At 66.3% G+C, this 13,275-nt stretch carries 9 protein-coding genes; 3 read left to right on the top strand and 6 right to left on the bottom strand.

Features of this window, described 5'->3' with window-relative positions:
• Nucleotides 1–10: 10 nt before the first annotated feature.
• Nucleotides 11–190: a hypothetical protein gene (locus VL52_RS24535; RefSeq protein ID WP_144410234.1), complete on the bottom strand. Its 180-nt coding sequence runs from the start codon at nucleotides 188–190 to the stop codon at nucleotides 11–13.
• Between VL52_RS24535 and VL52_RS12425 the strand changes: the two genes are divergently transcribed.
• Nucleotides 189–818 carry a 2OG-Fe(II) oxygenase gene (locus tag VL52_RS12425; protein ID WP_046157325.1) on the top strand — a complete coding sequence of 210 codons (630 nt, stop codon included), beginning with the start codon at nucleotides 189–191 and terminating at the stop codon, nucleotides 816–818. The genes VL52_RS24535 and VL52_RS12425 overlap by 2 nt on opposite strands.
• 355 nt (nucleotides 819–1,173) lie before the next feature.
• Here VL52_RS12425 and eutC read toward each other — a convergent pair whose 3' ends face one another.
• From eutC to eat, 3 genes are read right to left on the bottom strand one after another with little or no spacing between them, the layout of a single operon-like run.
• The gene (gene eutC, locus VL52_RS12420; RefSeq protein WP_046157324.1) at nucleotides 1,174–1,974 is read right to left on the bottom strand and encodes an ethanolamine ammonia-lyase subunit EutC; all 801 of its coding nucleotides are present in this window, start codon (nucleotides 1,972–1,974) and stop codon (nucleotides 1,174–1,176) included.
• A complete protein-coding gene (locus tag VL52_RS12415; protein WP_046157323.1) occupies nucleotides 1,971–3,353 on the bottom strand; it encodes an ethanolamine ammonia-lyase subunit EutB in 1,383 nt (460 codons plus the stop codon). Before VL52_RS12415 ends, eutC begins: the two co-directional genes overlap by 4 nt.
• On the bottom strand, nucleotides 3,350–4,771 hold the full coding sequence (gene eat, locus VL52_RS12410; protein ID WP_046157322.1) for an ethanolamine permease: 1,422 nt from the start codon (nucleotides 4,769–4,771) through the stop codon (nucleotides 3,350–3,352). The genes VL52_RS12415 and eat overlap by 4 nt, the downstream gene beginning before the upstream one ends.
• Nucleotides 4,772–4,953: 182 nt before the next feature.
• Between eat and aroC the strand changes: the two genes are divergently transcribed.
• Both aroC and VL52_RS12400 read left to right on the top strand, forming a co-directional pair.
• Nucleotides 4,954–6,054, top strand: coding sequence for a chorismate synthase (gene aroC / locus VL52_RS12405; protein ID WP_046157321.1), 1,101 nt, complete (start codon nucleotides 4,954–4,956; stop codon nucleotides 6,052–6,054).
• Between the two features lie 55 nt (nucleotides 6,055–6,109).
• The gene (locus VL52_RS12400; RefSeq protein WP_046157343.1) at nucleotides 6,110–7,534 is read left to right on the top strand and encodes an EAL and HDOD domain-containing protein; all 1,425 of its coding nucleotides are present in this window, start codon (nucleotides 6,110–6,112) and stop codon (nucleotides 7,532–7,534) included.
• Nucleotides 7,535–7,621: 87 nt separating this feature from the next.
• Here VL52_RS12400 and VL52_RS12395 read toward each other — a convergent pair whose 3' ends face one another.
• Both VL52_RS12395 and VL52_RS12390 read right to left on the bottom strand, forming a co-directional pair.
• The gene (locus VL52_RS12395) at nucleotides 7,622–8,641 is read right to left on the bottom strand and encodes an HD domain-containing phosphohydrolase (protein ID WP_046157320.1); all 1,020 of its coding nucleotides are present in this window, start codon (nucleotides 8,639–8,641) and stop codon (nucleotides 7,622–7,624) included.
• Nucleotides 8,642–8,644: 3 nt separating this feature from the next.
• Nucleotides 8,645–12,799: a response regulator gene (locus tag VL52_RS12390; protein WP_160298941.1), complete on the bottom strand. Its 4,155-nt coding sequence runs from the start codon at nucleotides 12,797–12,799 to the stop codon at nucleotides 8,645–8,647.
• Between the last annotated feature and the right edge of the window lie 476 nt (nucleotides 12,800–13,275).

Genomic DNA, 13,275 nt, shown 5'->3' with positions numbered 1-13,275 from the left:
GGGAGCGGAATCATTTTCCGCTCCCTTTTTTGATGGCGCTGCCCGCGGCTGGCCGTCTGTGTGAGCGGGTTGCGGAGGCGGCGCCGTCGCGGCTGGCCGGATAAGCTTGCAAGGATTGATATTCGACATTCGCCAGCGGATGCGGCATGTGGTAGAAAGCGTCAGCCCGTTTTCTGGACAACACCGACATGACCGCGCTGCAATTCGAACTCGACGCCGTACTCGACACCCTGGCCGACCGGGGCTGGATCGTCATCCCCCGCGCCTTGCCGGCGGAATTGATTGCCAATCTGCGCGAGGCCTGCCTGCACGTGTGGGACGACGGCCGCTTCCACGAGGCCGCCACCGGCCGCGCCGATGGCCAGGCGCGCCGCGCCGAGATCCGCTCCGACTCAGTGCTGTGGCTGGATCAGGTGGGCGAGTTGCCGGCGGTGCGCGCCTACAATGCCGCGATGGACGAGATCATGCAGGCGGTGAATCGCGGCCTGTACCTGGGCCTGGCCGAGCTGGAGTCGCATTTCGCCGTCTACCCGGAGGGCGCGTTCTACAAAAAGCACCTGGACCGTTTCCGCGACGACGACGCCCGCGTGTTGACCACGGTGTTCTACCTGAATGAAAACTGGCCGGCCGACGGTGGCGGGCAGATCCGCCTGTATCTGGACGATGCCTGCCAAGAATTCATCGATGTGGAGCCGGAAGCCGGCACGCTGGTGCTGTTCCTGGCCGATCGCTTCTGGCACGAGGTGCTGCCGGCCAAGCGGCAGCGTTTGTCCGTCACCGGCTGGTATCGCCGCCAGGGCGGCAGTTTGCCGTGGTGAGGGGGGATGGTTTAGCGTGAGTGCCGGCCCTTATTTTATGAATCCGCTGCGCGGATGATGATTTCGATGCCGGTTCCGCCCGGCGAACGGGAAGGGAGATTTGTTCGGCCAAATCTCCCTTCACCCTCAAGGCCGCCCTGCAAACCTGGCCTGCGGCTTCCTGCCGGTTCCCGCCAGATCCGAGGCGCGGCTGAACTCGCGATTTGCTACCGTCAAATCGCTCAGACAAACAGCCGCTTAAGACCTCGGATCTGTCACCCGGCAGCAGGTTTGAAGGGAGTCGGGGCGCGTCGGATATGTGGTGTTCTTCGTTCCGCTCAATCGAAGCGTCAAGCATAAGATATTGAGCAGGCTTTTAGCTCTTGATCAAGCCAGCCTGCCTCGCCAACAGCGCCGCCCAGCGCAGATCTGCCGCGCTGCCGTCTTTCAGTCCCACCCCGGTGGGCTGGCGCAGCGCGGCGTCTATCAGCCAGGCCAGCTTGAAGGCCGCCAGCGGATAGGGCAGGCCGTCCGGCCGCACATTGGAAATGCAGTTGCGCTCGGCGTCGCTGCGGCCGGCGCGCGGCGCGGCGGTCAGGTACAGGCCCAGGCTGTCCGGCGAGCTCAAGCCGGGTCGTTCTCCTATCAGCATCGCCGTCATTCTTGCGCCCATGATTTCCCCGGCTTCGTCGCCCAGCGCCACCCGCGCCTCGCGCGCGATCAGCAGCGGGCCGACGCTCAAGCCCATCTCCCGCACCCGCGGCAGCAGCTCGCGCAGCAGCGGCACCGCGTGCAGGGCGGGCGCGCGCGAGGACAGGCCGTCGGCGATGAGGATCAGCAGGTCGCAGCCCTTGTCCGCTTCCGCCAGCAGCCGCGCGCGGCTGGCGTCGTCCAGCCTGCGGCCCAGGTCCGGCCGCTGCAGGTATTCGGCGCGGCTCCCGGCGGCGCTGCGGACGTCGATGACGCGGTGGCCGTCTGCCGCCAGTTCGCCGGCCAGCGCGGCGGAATCCAGCGGCGTATGCACCGCGTCGCGCGCCTGGGCGTGGGCCAGCGCGAAGCGCAGCGTTTCGCGGCAGGGCAGGCTGCTGCCGGCGCGGCCAAGCGCGATGCGGGCGGCGGTGAGGCGGGACAGCTCGCCCCAGCCGTCTTCGGTGACGGGATTTTGTTTTTCTTTCACGCCACGCCCTCCATCATCGCCAGCAGCCGTTGCCGCCTGTCCTGCGGCAGCAGCCTGCCGCCGCGGGTGATTTCCATCGTTTCCAGCCAGTCCTCGAACTCCGGCGCGCGCTTCAGCCCCAGCGTATTGCGCAGGTAGAGCGCGTCGTGGAAGGAGGTGCTCTGGTAGCCCAGCATGATGTCGTCGGCGCCGGGCACGCCGATGATGAAGTGCACGCCGGCCGCGCCCAGCAGCGTCAACAGCGCGTCCATGTCGTCCTGGTCGGCCTCGGCGTGGTTGGTATAGCAGATGTCGCAGCCCATCGGCAGGCCCATGAGCTTGCCGCAGAAATGGTCTTCCAGCCCGGCGCGGATGATTTGCTTGCCGTTGTACAGATACTCCGGGCCGATGAAGCCGACCACGGTGTTGACCAGCAGCGGCGAGTAGCGGCGCGCCACCGCGTAGGCGCGCGCCTCGCAGGTCTGCTGGTCCACGCCCCAGTGGGCGTTGGCCGACAGCGCGCTGCCCTGGCCGGTCTCGAAATACATCAGGTTGCCGCCCACCGTGCCGCGCTTCAGCTCCCGCGCCGCCTGATGCGCCTCGTCCAGCACGGCGAGGCTGACGCCGAAGCCGGCGTTGGCTTTCTCGGTGCCGGCTATCGACTGGAATACCAGGTCCACCGGCGCGCCCTGGCGGATCAGGTCCAGCGTGCTGGTGACGTGGGTCAGCACGCAGTTTTGGGTGGGGATGGCGTAGCGCTGGCGCACCTCGTCCAGCAGCGTCAGCAAGCTCCGGATATCGTCCGGGCTGTCGCCGGCCGGATTGATGCCGATCACCGCGTCGCCGGCGCCGTAGAGCAGGCCGTCCAGGGTGGCGGCGGCGATGGCGCGCGCGTCGTCTGCCGGATGGTTGGGCTGCAGCCGCACGCCCATCCGTCCCGGCAGGCCTTGGGTATTGCGGAAGGCGGTCACGACGCGGCATTTCCTCGCCGCCAGCACCAGATCCTGGTTGCGCATCAGCTTGGACACGGCCGCCGCCATTTCCGGCGTGAGGCCGGGAGCCAGCGCCGCCAGCGTTTCCGCGGTGGCGGCGTCGGACAGCAGCCAGTCGCGCAGGCCGCCCACGGTCAGGTGGGCGACGGCGGCGAAGGCGGCGTCGTCGTGGCTGTCCAGGATCAGCCGGGTGACTTCGTCTTCCTCGTACGGGATCAGCGCCTGGTTGAGAAAGACGGTCAGCGGCAGGTCGGCCAGGCACATTTGCGCCGCCACCCGCTCCTCGGCGCTGGCGGCGGCGACGCCGGCCAGCTGGTCGCCGGAGCGCAGCGGGCTGGCGCGCGCCATCAGCGTCTTCAGGTCGGCGAAACGATAGCGGCGCGGGCCTATGGCGATGGCGTGGCTCATGTCTGGCTCCGGATGGTGGGGGAGGCCTGGGCGGCAATCTCGGCCGAACCTTGCAGCTGAGCGTCGATGCCGGCTTCGGCGCGCTGGCGGGCAGTGGCGAGGAAGTACAGGTAGCCGGCGGCCAGCATCGCGGCGAAGATGCCGGCCAGCAGCCGGTTGTAATAGACCATGGCGACCAGGCAGATCAGCGAACAGCCCAGCGCCAGCGCCGGCAGCCACGGATAAGCGGGCGCGGAGAACGGCCGGGGCAGGGCCGGCTCGCGGCCGCGCAGCCGGAACAGCGCCAGCATCGACACGATGTACATGACGATGGCGCCGAACACCGACAGCGTGACGATGTTGGCGGTCAGCGGCTGGCCGGCGATCTGCACCAGATCGTCGCTGAAGATGGCGGCGATGCCGACCGCGCCGCCGGCCAGTATGGCGCGGTGCGGCGTCTTGAAGCGCGGATGGACGGCGGCCAGCGCGCGCGGCAGGTAGCCGGCCCGCGCCAGCGCGAAGATTTGCCGCGAATAGCCCATGATGATGCCGTGGAACGATGCCACCAGGCCGAACAGGCCCAGCCACACCAGCATGTGCAGCCAGCCGCTGTGCTCGCCCACGATCAGCTTCATCGCCTGCGGCAGCGGGTCGTTGATATTGGCCAGCCGGCTCCAGTCGCCGGCGCCGCCGGCCATCACCATCACGCCGAAAGCCAGCGCCACCAGGGTGAGGATGCCGGCGATGTAGGCGCGCGGGATGGTGCGCGCCGGGTCCTTGGCTTCTTCGGCCGCCATCGCCGCGCCTTCAATCGCCAGGAAGAACCAGATCGCGAACGGCAAGGCGGCGAACATGCCGCCGACGGCGCCCCAATGGAAGGCGTCCTGTCCGGCCCAGCCGTGGCGCATGAAGTTGTCCCAACTGAAGCCGGGCGCCACCACGCCCATGAACACCAGCAGTTCGAAGATGGCCAGCAGCGTGACCGCCAGCTCGAACATCGCGGCGATGCCGACCCCGGCGATGTTCAGCGCCATGAAGGCCAGATAGGCGCCGCAGGCGGTCCATTTGGGCGCCAGCGATGGGAATTGGACATTGAGGTAGGCGCCGATGGCCAGCGCGATGGCCGGCGGCGCGAACACGAATTCGCACAGGGTGGCGAAACCGGCGATGAAGCCGCCCAGCGAACCGAAGGCGCGGCGGGCGTAGGCGAAGGGCCCGCCGGCGTGCGGGATGGCGGTGGTCAGTTCTGTGAAACTGAAGATGAAGGCTGCGTACATCAGCGCGACGAACAGCGTGGCGCACAGAAAGCCCAGCGTGCCGGCCTGCGCCCAGCCGTAGCTCCAGCCGAAGTATTCGCCGGAAATCACAAGCCCCACGGCGATGCCCCATAGTTGCCAGCCGCCGAGCTTGCGCGCGAGGCCGGGTGTCGATGCGTTCATGGCAGACTCCTGTCCGATTGGATGGCCTTCCCGTCGGGAAGGGCGGGCATTCCCGCATCGCCCGTTTATGCAAAAAGAATGCCAGCGCCGGCGCCGGGATTCAATCCCCCATCGTAGCCTGCCGCCGGCGGATGCCATGCTAGAATCGATGACGATACGCAATCAGCGGCAGGGGAAAGCAGATGTCAGGCAGCAGCATGGGACGATTGTTTACGGTGACTTCCTTCGGCGAGAGCCACGGGCCGGGCATAGGCTGCGTGGTGGACGGTTGTCCGCCGGGACTGGCCTTGACCGAGGCGGACATCCAGACGGAGCTGGACCGCCGCAAGCCCGGCACCAGCCGCCACGTGACCCAGCGCCGCGAGCCGGACACCGTCGAAATCCTGTCCGGCGTCTACGAGGGCAAGACCACCGGCACGCCGATCGCGCTGCTGATCCGCAACACCGACCAGCGCAGCAAGGATTACGGCAATATCGCCGAGACTTTCCGCCCCGGCCACGCCGATTACTGCTACTGGCATAAATACGGCACCCGCGATCCGCGCGGCGGCGGCCGCTCCTCGGCGCGCGAGACCGCGGTGCGCGTCGCGGCCGGCGCCATCGCCAAGAAGTGGCTGAGCGAAAAATACGGCATCGTCATTCGCGGCCACATGACCCAGATCGGCGAAGTGCCGATGCCGTTCAAGGGCTGGGAGCATGTGGGCGGCAATCCCTTCTTCAGCGCCGATCCGGACATCGTGCCGCGGCTGGAGGAATATATGGACTCCATCCGCAAGAGCCTGGATTCCATCGGCGCGCGGCTGCGCGTGGTGGCGGACAATGTGCCGGTGGGCTGGGGCGAGCCGGTGTTCGACCGCCTGGATGCCGACATCGCTTACGCGATGATGAGCATCAACGCGGTCAAGGGCGTGGAGATCGGCGCCGGCTTCGGCTGCGTGACCCAGCGCGGCAGCGAGCATGGCGACGAGCTGACGCCGCAAGGCTTCGCCAGCAACCACGCCGGCGGCGTGCTGGGCGGCATCTCCACCGGCCAGCAGATCGATGTATCGATCGCGATCAAACCGACGTCGTCCATCGCCCAGCCGCGCCGCTCGATCAACAAGCAAGGCGAGGCGATAACGATGGAAACCCACGGCCGCCACGATCCCTGCGTCGGCATCCGCGCCACGCCGATCGCCGAGGCGATGCTGGCCTTGGTGCTGATCGACCATGCCTTGCGCCACCGCGCGCAATGCGGCGATGTGCGGGTGGAAACGCCGAGAATTGCGGGTCATATCGGCTAGAATGCACATATACCGGCCGGGCGGCTCGAGGCCAGTTCAACCCTGGGATGACACCATGCTGAAAAATCTGATAGATGGATTGGCCGGACGTCTGAAGAAGAACGCGCATGAGGAAGAGGCCCCGCATCAGGACGCGAGGCCGGAGCCGCCCGATATCATCATCCCCCCGCCGGAGGAGGAGGAGCCGGCCGATCTGCCCGCCACGCTCGGCTTTGTGTCCCACCAGCCGGTGATGGATCGCCAGCAGCGCGTGGTCGCCTATGATTTCTTCGTCCGCCAGGGCAAGCGCAACATCGAGGCCGGCAAACAGCAGGAGTTCGACCGGCTGCTGCTGGCCACGCTGCACAATATGGACATCTTCCGGCTGCTGGCCTACCGCCGCGCCTTCGTCCACATCGCGATGACCTCGCTCGACGACCCGCAGCTGCGCGGCATGCCGGCGGGCAGCGTGATCTTCGTGCTGGAGCCGCTGCCGGGCATGGAGGTGGCGGAGCACATGCTGCGCCAGCTGGACGAGCTGCAGAAGCTTGGCCTGCGCTTCGCGCTGGAGCCCGCCGCCTACGACCAGAACATGCTGAGTCCGGGATTGCAGGCCGATCTGTTCAGCCGGGTAGACTTCATGGTGCTGGATTTCGCCGGTCCGTCCACCCGGGTGCTGGCGCCCATCCTGGATCAGTTGCCCAAACGCTATCCGGGGGCGCGCTGGATGGCGCGCAACGTCGGCACCGCAGAGGACATGGACGTTTGCCTGCGCGGGCCGGGCAACAACCGGTTCGCCTTGTTCCACGGCCCCTTCGTCACCACCGCCCATGCGCTGGAGGGCGGCAAGGTGGACACCAACCAGACCCGCGTGCTGCAGATCATGCGCCTGCTGCGCACCAGCGCCGATCCCAAGGAAGTGGAAGCCCAATTCAAGCTGGATTCGGTGCTGCTGTTCAAGCTGCTGCGCTTCATCAATTCGCCGATACACGGCTTGTCGCGCAAGGTGCAGACAATAGAGGAAACTCTGCTGCTGCTGGGGCGGGAGACGCTGTTCAAATGGCTGTCCATGCTGCTGTTCACCTCGCGCAAGGAGGACGGCACCGCGATCTCGCTGATGGAGAAGTCGTTGATCCGCGCCCGCTTCATGGAGAAGCTGGGCGGCTATCGCGGCAACAAGCTGGAGGCCGAGCACCTGTTCCTGACCGGGATGTTCTCGCTGCTGGACGTGCTGCTCAACCAACCCTTTCCTGATGTGCTGGACCCGCTGGAGCTGCCGCTGACGGTGAGGGAGGCGGTGGTGGAGGGCAAGGGCATCTTCTCGCCGCACCTGTCGCTGGCGATGGCTTGCGAACAGGGCGACAACGCGCAGATCGAGGCGCTGGCCAGGGTGCTGGACTTCGATCTGGACCTGGCCAACCAGTATTACCTGGATTCGGTGGTGTGGGCTCAGGTGGTGCTGCGCGATAGCGAGGTGCACAACAACGTCGAGGCGGTTTAGCGCCGCCGGCCGCGCTTCGAGAGCGTTCGGACCGCTGGGCGCGGCAAGGCCAGGGGCTTCCTTCCTGGCATCGCGCGGCGGCTCTCGTCAGAACAGCATCAGCACGTCGTGCTCCGCCTGTTGGGAGAGATTTCCCCATATTTCCTTGATTTCCAGCAGCTTGGGCAGAGTGGCGTCGAAGACTTCAACCAGCCTGGGCTCGAAATGGACGCCGCTGCCCTGGCGCAGCGTGGCCAGCGCTTTTTCCATCGGCCAGGCATCCTTGTAGGGACGGCGCATCGTCAGCGCGTCGAACACGTCGGCCAGCGAAATGATGCGCGCCGATTCGGGAATGGCCTCTCCGGCCAGTCCGTCAGGATAGCCGCTGCCGTCCCATTTCTCATGGTGGTGCAACGCGATTTCCGCCGCCAGCCTGAATACCGGGGCTTCGCTGCGGATCAGGATGTCGTGGCCGATCCGGGTATGGGTTTTCATGACTTCCCACTCTTCCGGCGTCAACGGCCCGGGCTTGCGCAGAATGGCGTCCGGTATGCCCAGCTTGCCGGTGTCGTGCATGGGCGCTGCCAGTTCCAGCAGATGGCAGGAGGGCGCGTCCCAGCCGCCGGTCGAGGCCAGCATCGCGGAATACGCCGCCATCCGCCAGATGTGGACGCCGGTGTCGGTATCGTTGAAGTGGCCGGCCTGGCCCAGCATGTAGATCGCGTCGCGGTGGCTTTTCTCCAGCTGGGTGGCTTGAACCAGCGATAGATGGGTGCGAACCCGCGCCTGCACGATGGATGGCGAAACCGGCTTGACCAGATAGTCCACCGCGCCGGCGTCGAAACCGGCCGCCTCGTTGCCGATTTCCGCCAGCGAGGTGACGAATATCACCGGGGTGGCGGAGGATTGCGGATCTTTCTTGAGGCGGCGGCAGACCTCGTAGCCGTCCATGTCCGGCATCTGGATATCCAGCAGAACCAGCGAGGGCCGATGCTTGGCTGCGGCGGCCAGCGCTTCGGCGCCGTTGCGGGCGAAAACCAGGGGATATTGCGGCGCCAGCACCTGGCGCATCGCCGCCAGATTCTGCGGTTCGTCGTCGACAACGAGCAAGGGAGGGGAGGGCTGCATGTGTCACCGTTCCTGGGAAAGGCCCAGCGTTTCCGCCAGGGCTTGGGTGGCGGCCTCGCCGCCGCGGAAATCGAAGTTCTCCGCCGCGTCGCGCAGCGGCGCCACCTGCTTGTCCGGCAGCAAGGCGGCCAGCTGGTCCAGCACCGGCTCCACCGCGGCGGGATCGTCGCGGTTGAAGGCCTGCAGCGTTTGGAGAAGCAGCGGCTTCAACTGTTCGGCGTCGGCGGCGGGGGCGCTTGCGGTCTCGCCGGCCTGCGTCGCCGGCGCGTAGCGCGAAATGGAGTCCAGCGCCCGCGCCAGCGCGATGCGCAAGGCGTCCAGCGCCGGGCCGGGGTCGCTGCCGGCCAGCAGCCGGTTTTCCACGTCGGCGGCGCGCGCCGACACCTCGTCCAGCGCCAGGTTGCCGGCGGCGCCTTTCAGTTTGTGGGCCAGCGCCTGCGCGACAACCTTGCCGGCCAGGCGCATGGTTACGGCGCTGTCGCCGTAGTCGCGAGCGAACTTGCGCAGGTATTGCCGGTACACGTCGGCGTCGCGCCAGATCTGCAACCCGCGCGAGATCGCCAGCCCGGGCAGGTCCGATTGCAGCGTCGCCTGGCTGGCTGAGGACTCGCCCGTCGGTGCGGTGGTTTGGCGGCCGACCAGCCGGCGCAACTGGCCGATGGCGATTTCGACATCGAAGGGTTTGGCGATGTAGTCGCTCATGCCCGCTTCGCGCGCGGCGTCCTGCTGCGCCTGGAAGGCGCCGGCGGTCAGCGCCACCACCGGAATATGGGTCAGCGCCGGAGTGGCGCGTATCTGCCGCGTGGCTTCATAGCCGTCCATCACCGGCATCTGCACGTCCATCAGCACGATGTCCACCTCGTCGCCGTGCAGCAGCAGCCAGTCCAGCGCTTCCCGTCCATTGTTGGCCAGCGAGACCGTGGCGCCTTCGTCCTCGAAGATGCGCTGCGCCACTTCGCGGTTGATGTCGCTGTCGTCCACCACCAGCAGCCTCAAGCCATGCAGTCGGCCGGCATGCTGCGCCGGCGGCGGGATTTTCGGCGCGGCCTGCTGCGGCCGCAGCGCGCGGGCGACGGCGTTGTACAACCCTGACGGCGTTACCGGCTTGTTCAGCACCTCGGTCACCGTGTCGGCGGCGGGTTCGGCCTGCAGGATCTCGCGAGAATAGGCGGTGGCCATCAGGATGATGGGCATGTGTTTGCCGCGGCAGGCCAGGCGGATGGCCTGGGCTGCCTCCAGGCCGTCCATGCCCGGCATTTTCCAGTCAAGGATCACCACGTCGACCGCCTGGTTCCTGCCCAGCGCGGCGATCACCTGGTCCACCGCCAGCCGGCCGGAGTCGACGGCGAGCGTTTTCCAGCCGAGTTCATTGGCGGTGACGCCCAGCGTCTCGCGCGCGATGGGGTTGTCGTCGGCGATCAACACATTGAGATTGGCCATTTCCGGCGAGGAGAGCCTGACGCCCTGCTCGCGGGGAAGGCGCAGCGTGAACCAGAAAGTGCTGCCGAGGCCAGGCTCGCTGTCCAGGCCGATCTCGCCGCCCATCAGCGCCACCAGCCGCTGGCTGATGGCCAGCCCCAGGCCGGTGCCGCCGAAGCGGCGGGTGGTGGAGGCGTCGGCCTGGGTGAAGGGCCGGAACAGTTCGCGCTGTTTGGACTGGGCAATGCCGATGCCGGTGTCTTCCACCGCGAAGCGCAACCGTACTTGCTTCGGCCGGACCTCCAGCGGCTGGATGGTGACTTTGACGTGGCCCTGCTCGGTGAACTTGATCGCGTTGCTGGTCAGGTTGATCAGCACTTGCTCCAGCCTGAGCGCGTCGCCGCGAAGATAGTCGATGTCAGACGGAGGCGGCGCGATGATCAGTTCGACATCGCGGTTGCCGACATTGGTGCTCATGATGGTGGACAGGTTGTCCAGCACGTCGGCGAGACGGAACGGGGCCCGCTCGATCTCCAGATTGCCGGCCTCGATCTTGGAGAAGTCCAGGATGTCGTTGATGATGGCCTGCAGCGAGCGGCCGGCGACGCGGATCTTGTGCACCAGATCCAGCGCCTCGGCCGGCAGGCCGTGTTTCTCCAGCAGATAGGCGAGGCCGAGCACGGCATTCATCGGCGTGCGGATCTCGTGGCTCATATTGGACAGGAAGTTGGCTTTGGCCCGGCTGCCGGCCTCGGCGGTTTCCTTGGCCTCGCGCAGCGTGGTTTCGACATTGTGCTGGATGGTGATGTCGCGATTGATGCCGGTGACGCGATACGGCCGATTGTCGTCGTCGAACTCGACCAGCGCGCCGGCCTGGATGTGCCGGATCTGCCCGTCCGGCAACACGATGCGGAAGGCCGGGGCGTATGTGCCGCGGCCGGCGATAGCCTCCCGCAGCTGGTATTCGACGTCGTCGACGTCGTCGGGGTGGAGTCGGCTGCGCCAATGCAGGTAAGTCAGGCCGCCATGCCGCAACTCTGGCGGAAAGCTGTACATGTCGAACATCCGCGGATTCAACTCCAGCGAATCGTCCGCCAGCCACCAGGTCCAGATGCCGAGTTCGGCGACTTCGGCAGCCTTGCCCAACTGGTCGCGGGCGCTCATCAATTCGCGTTGGTACTGCTGCTGGGCGGAGATGTCCGCCGCCATGCCGAGAAAACCCTGCAGCTCGCCGTCGTCGTCGCGCAGCTCCGTCATCGCGATCGACACCGGTATGCGGCGGCCGTCGCTGGCGGTAACGGTCCATTCCTGCTGGCTGGACCGGCCGCCGCGGGAGCCGGATACCAGCGTTTCGAAAGCGCTTGCGGGCAGGGCGTGGCTTTGCTCGGCCTGCTGCCGGGAATGCCGTTCCAGCTCCGATGCGTCCAGCCAGTCGATGAGGCGGCGGCGCCCGACGACTTCGCTGGAGCTTTCGGCCAGCAGCGTCTCCGCCGCCGGATTGAACAGCGTGACCAGGCCGGACTGGTCGGTGGCGACGATGGCGTAACTGGCGTCATTGAAGATGGCCCGCTGCAATGCGGCGTAACGGCGGATTTCCTGCGTCCGCTGCTGCACCTCGGTTTCCAGCGAGGCGTTCATCTCGCGGATCTGCATGTGCAAGCGGTTGCGCTGGCGCTGGTACGCCCAGGCGAGCGCCGCCACCAGCAGGCCACCCAGCCACATCGCCAGCAAGGTGTCGCGGCGCGCGGTGGCAACGGCGTCTGCGATGATGGATTCGGGCAGCGCCTCGGTGATGACCAGATAACGTCCGTCGCGCTTCTGGGGCGCCAGCGCCAGCCGGCGCGTCACTGCGTAGACTTCCCCATGGGATGACTGCAGGTGTTGCAGGCCGTCGTGGCTGTCTGGAACATCAAGGGGCTGGAATTCGTCCTGCCAGCGCCAGCGTTTGCCTCGATCCTGGCCGAAGGTCTTTTCCGGATCCGGATGGTCGAGGAAGTCGCCATTCTGATTGGTGATGTAGACGCGGACATGTCTTTCGCCGCTGCCCACCCGCAGATAGGACATCAGATGGCGGGCGTCGACATTGATGGACAGCACGGCGAATGGCTTGCCGCCGCCGTTGTAGATAGGGGTCGCCAGCCTTAGCACCGGCAGCGGGGGGGCTTTTTCGTTCCGGCTGCGGTCCCGGCTGAGACGGATGTCGGACAGATAGACTTCACCGGCGGACAGGCGGATGGCCTGCTTGAAGTAGTCGGCGTCGTTCTTGTGCTGCATTTCCGACGCCGGCAGGCTGACCGGGCCATCGCGGTGATTGAGCACGTGCACCAGTTCGCGGGCGTTGTCCGCCAGGCCGATCAGTCTCAGCTGCAGCGTTTCCGGGGTGGTCGCGGCATAGGCCCGGAAGATGGCCGCCAGCCGCCGCCGCCACAACTCGCCGGAACTTTGCTCTTCGGCGTCGAAGTCGTGATTCAGGCTGGCGCGGGCCAGGCCCGTCACCGGCGGCGTGTCGGCCAGGAAGCGCACGCTTTGGCTGTAGCGTTCCAGGCTCTGGCTCAGGATTTCCAGCCTCAGTTGGGCGAGCGAGGCCAGCCGGTTGTGCATCGAGGTCAGCGCGCGCTCGCGCTCGTGCTCGCCGGCGATCCAGGTGACGGCCGCGGCCAGCAGGCCCCACAGCAGCAGACCGAGCAGCGCGATCCGCCTGTCGAAACCGAACAGTCTTTTTGACTGTGATTCTGTCATCACGGACTCCATTTCGGGTCCGCCCTCGAGGCGCGGACCGTCTCATCCATTCAAGTTAGTTCATCGCATTGCCTTTTGGCATGAGCGATGGCTCGAATTGAATGGCGTTTGGCCTTCAATCAAGACAAGTGGATGATTTCTAGTAGAAATACGGATGTGGTTTCAGTCCGCCGGTCAAGACTTCAGGACGAAAGGTTTGTCTTTGGACTACATATTCCTTCCGTCATTTCCTCATGGTTTGCGGGCCGGAAGGCGCTGGCCGCGTCCTTCGTCTAGGTACTCCGGGCGAGGGGCGGGCCGTGTCTGGGCCAGGCCTGGGAGCGTCTGGTCCATCCTGGGAAATAAAATGGAAGGCGGTAGCCATGAAATTTTATTTTTAATGACAATGGATATTTTGCGCAGCTTGAGCGGAGGGCTGGGGGAAGGATGGGATCTGCTGCCCAGTCTTTGATGGCGAAGGCGGATTCCGTTTGTTT

The organism is Chromobacterium vaccinii (genome assembly GCF_000971335.1).
Classification (GTDB): Bacteria; Pseudomonadota; Gammaproteobacteria; order Burkholderiales; family Chromobacteriaceae; genus Chromobacterium; species Chromobacterium vaccinii.
This window is presented reverse-complemented; position numbering and strand designations above follow the sequence as displayed.

Excerpts from the sequence above, each read along its gene's own strand:
- VL52_RS12425 (WP_046157325.1), top strand. The coding sequence starts at position 189 with ATGACCGCGCTGCAATTCGAACTCGACGCCGTACTCGACACCCTGGCC.
- VL52_RS24535 (WP_144410234.1), bottom strand. The coding sequence starts at position 190 with ATGTCGGTGTTGTCCAGAAAACGGGCTGACGCTTTCTACCACATGCCG.
- VL52_RS12415 (WP_046157323.1), bottom strand. The coding sequence starts at position 3,353 with ATGAGCCACGCCATCGCCATAGGCCCGCGCCGCTATCGTTTCGCCGAC.
- eat (WP_046157322.1), bottom strand. The coding sequence starts at position 4,771 with ATGAACGCATCGACACCCGGCCTCGCGCGCAAGCTCGGCGGCTGGCAA.
- aroC (WP_046157321.1), top strand. The coding sequence starts at position 4,954 with ATGTCAGGCAGCAGCATGGGACGATTGTTTACGGTGACTTCCTTCGGC.
- VL52_RS12400 (WP_046157343.1), top strand. The coding sequence starts at position 6,110 with ATGCTGAAAAATCTGATAGATGGATTGGCCGGACGTCTGAAGAAGAAC.
- VL52_RS12395 (WP_046157320.1), bottom strand. The coding sequence starts at position 8,641 with ATGCAGCCCTCCCCTCCCTTGCTCGTTGTCGACGACGAACCGCAGAAT.
- VL52_RS12390 (WP_160298941.1), bottom strand. The coding sequence starts at position 12,799 with ATGACAGAATCACAGTCAAAAAGACTGTTCGGTTTCGACAGGCGGATC.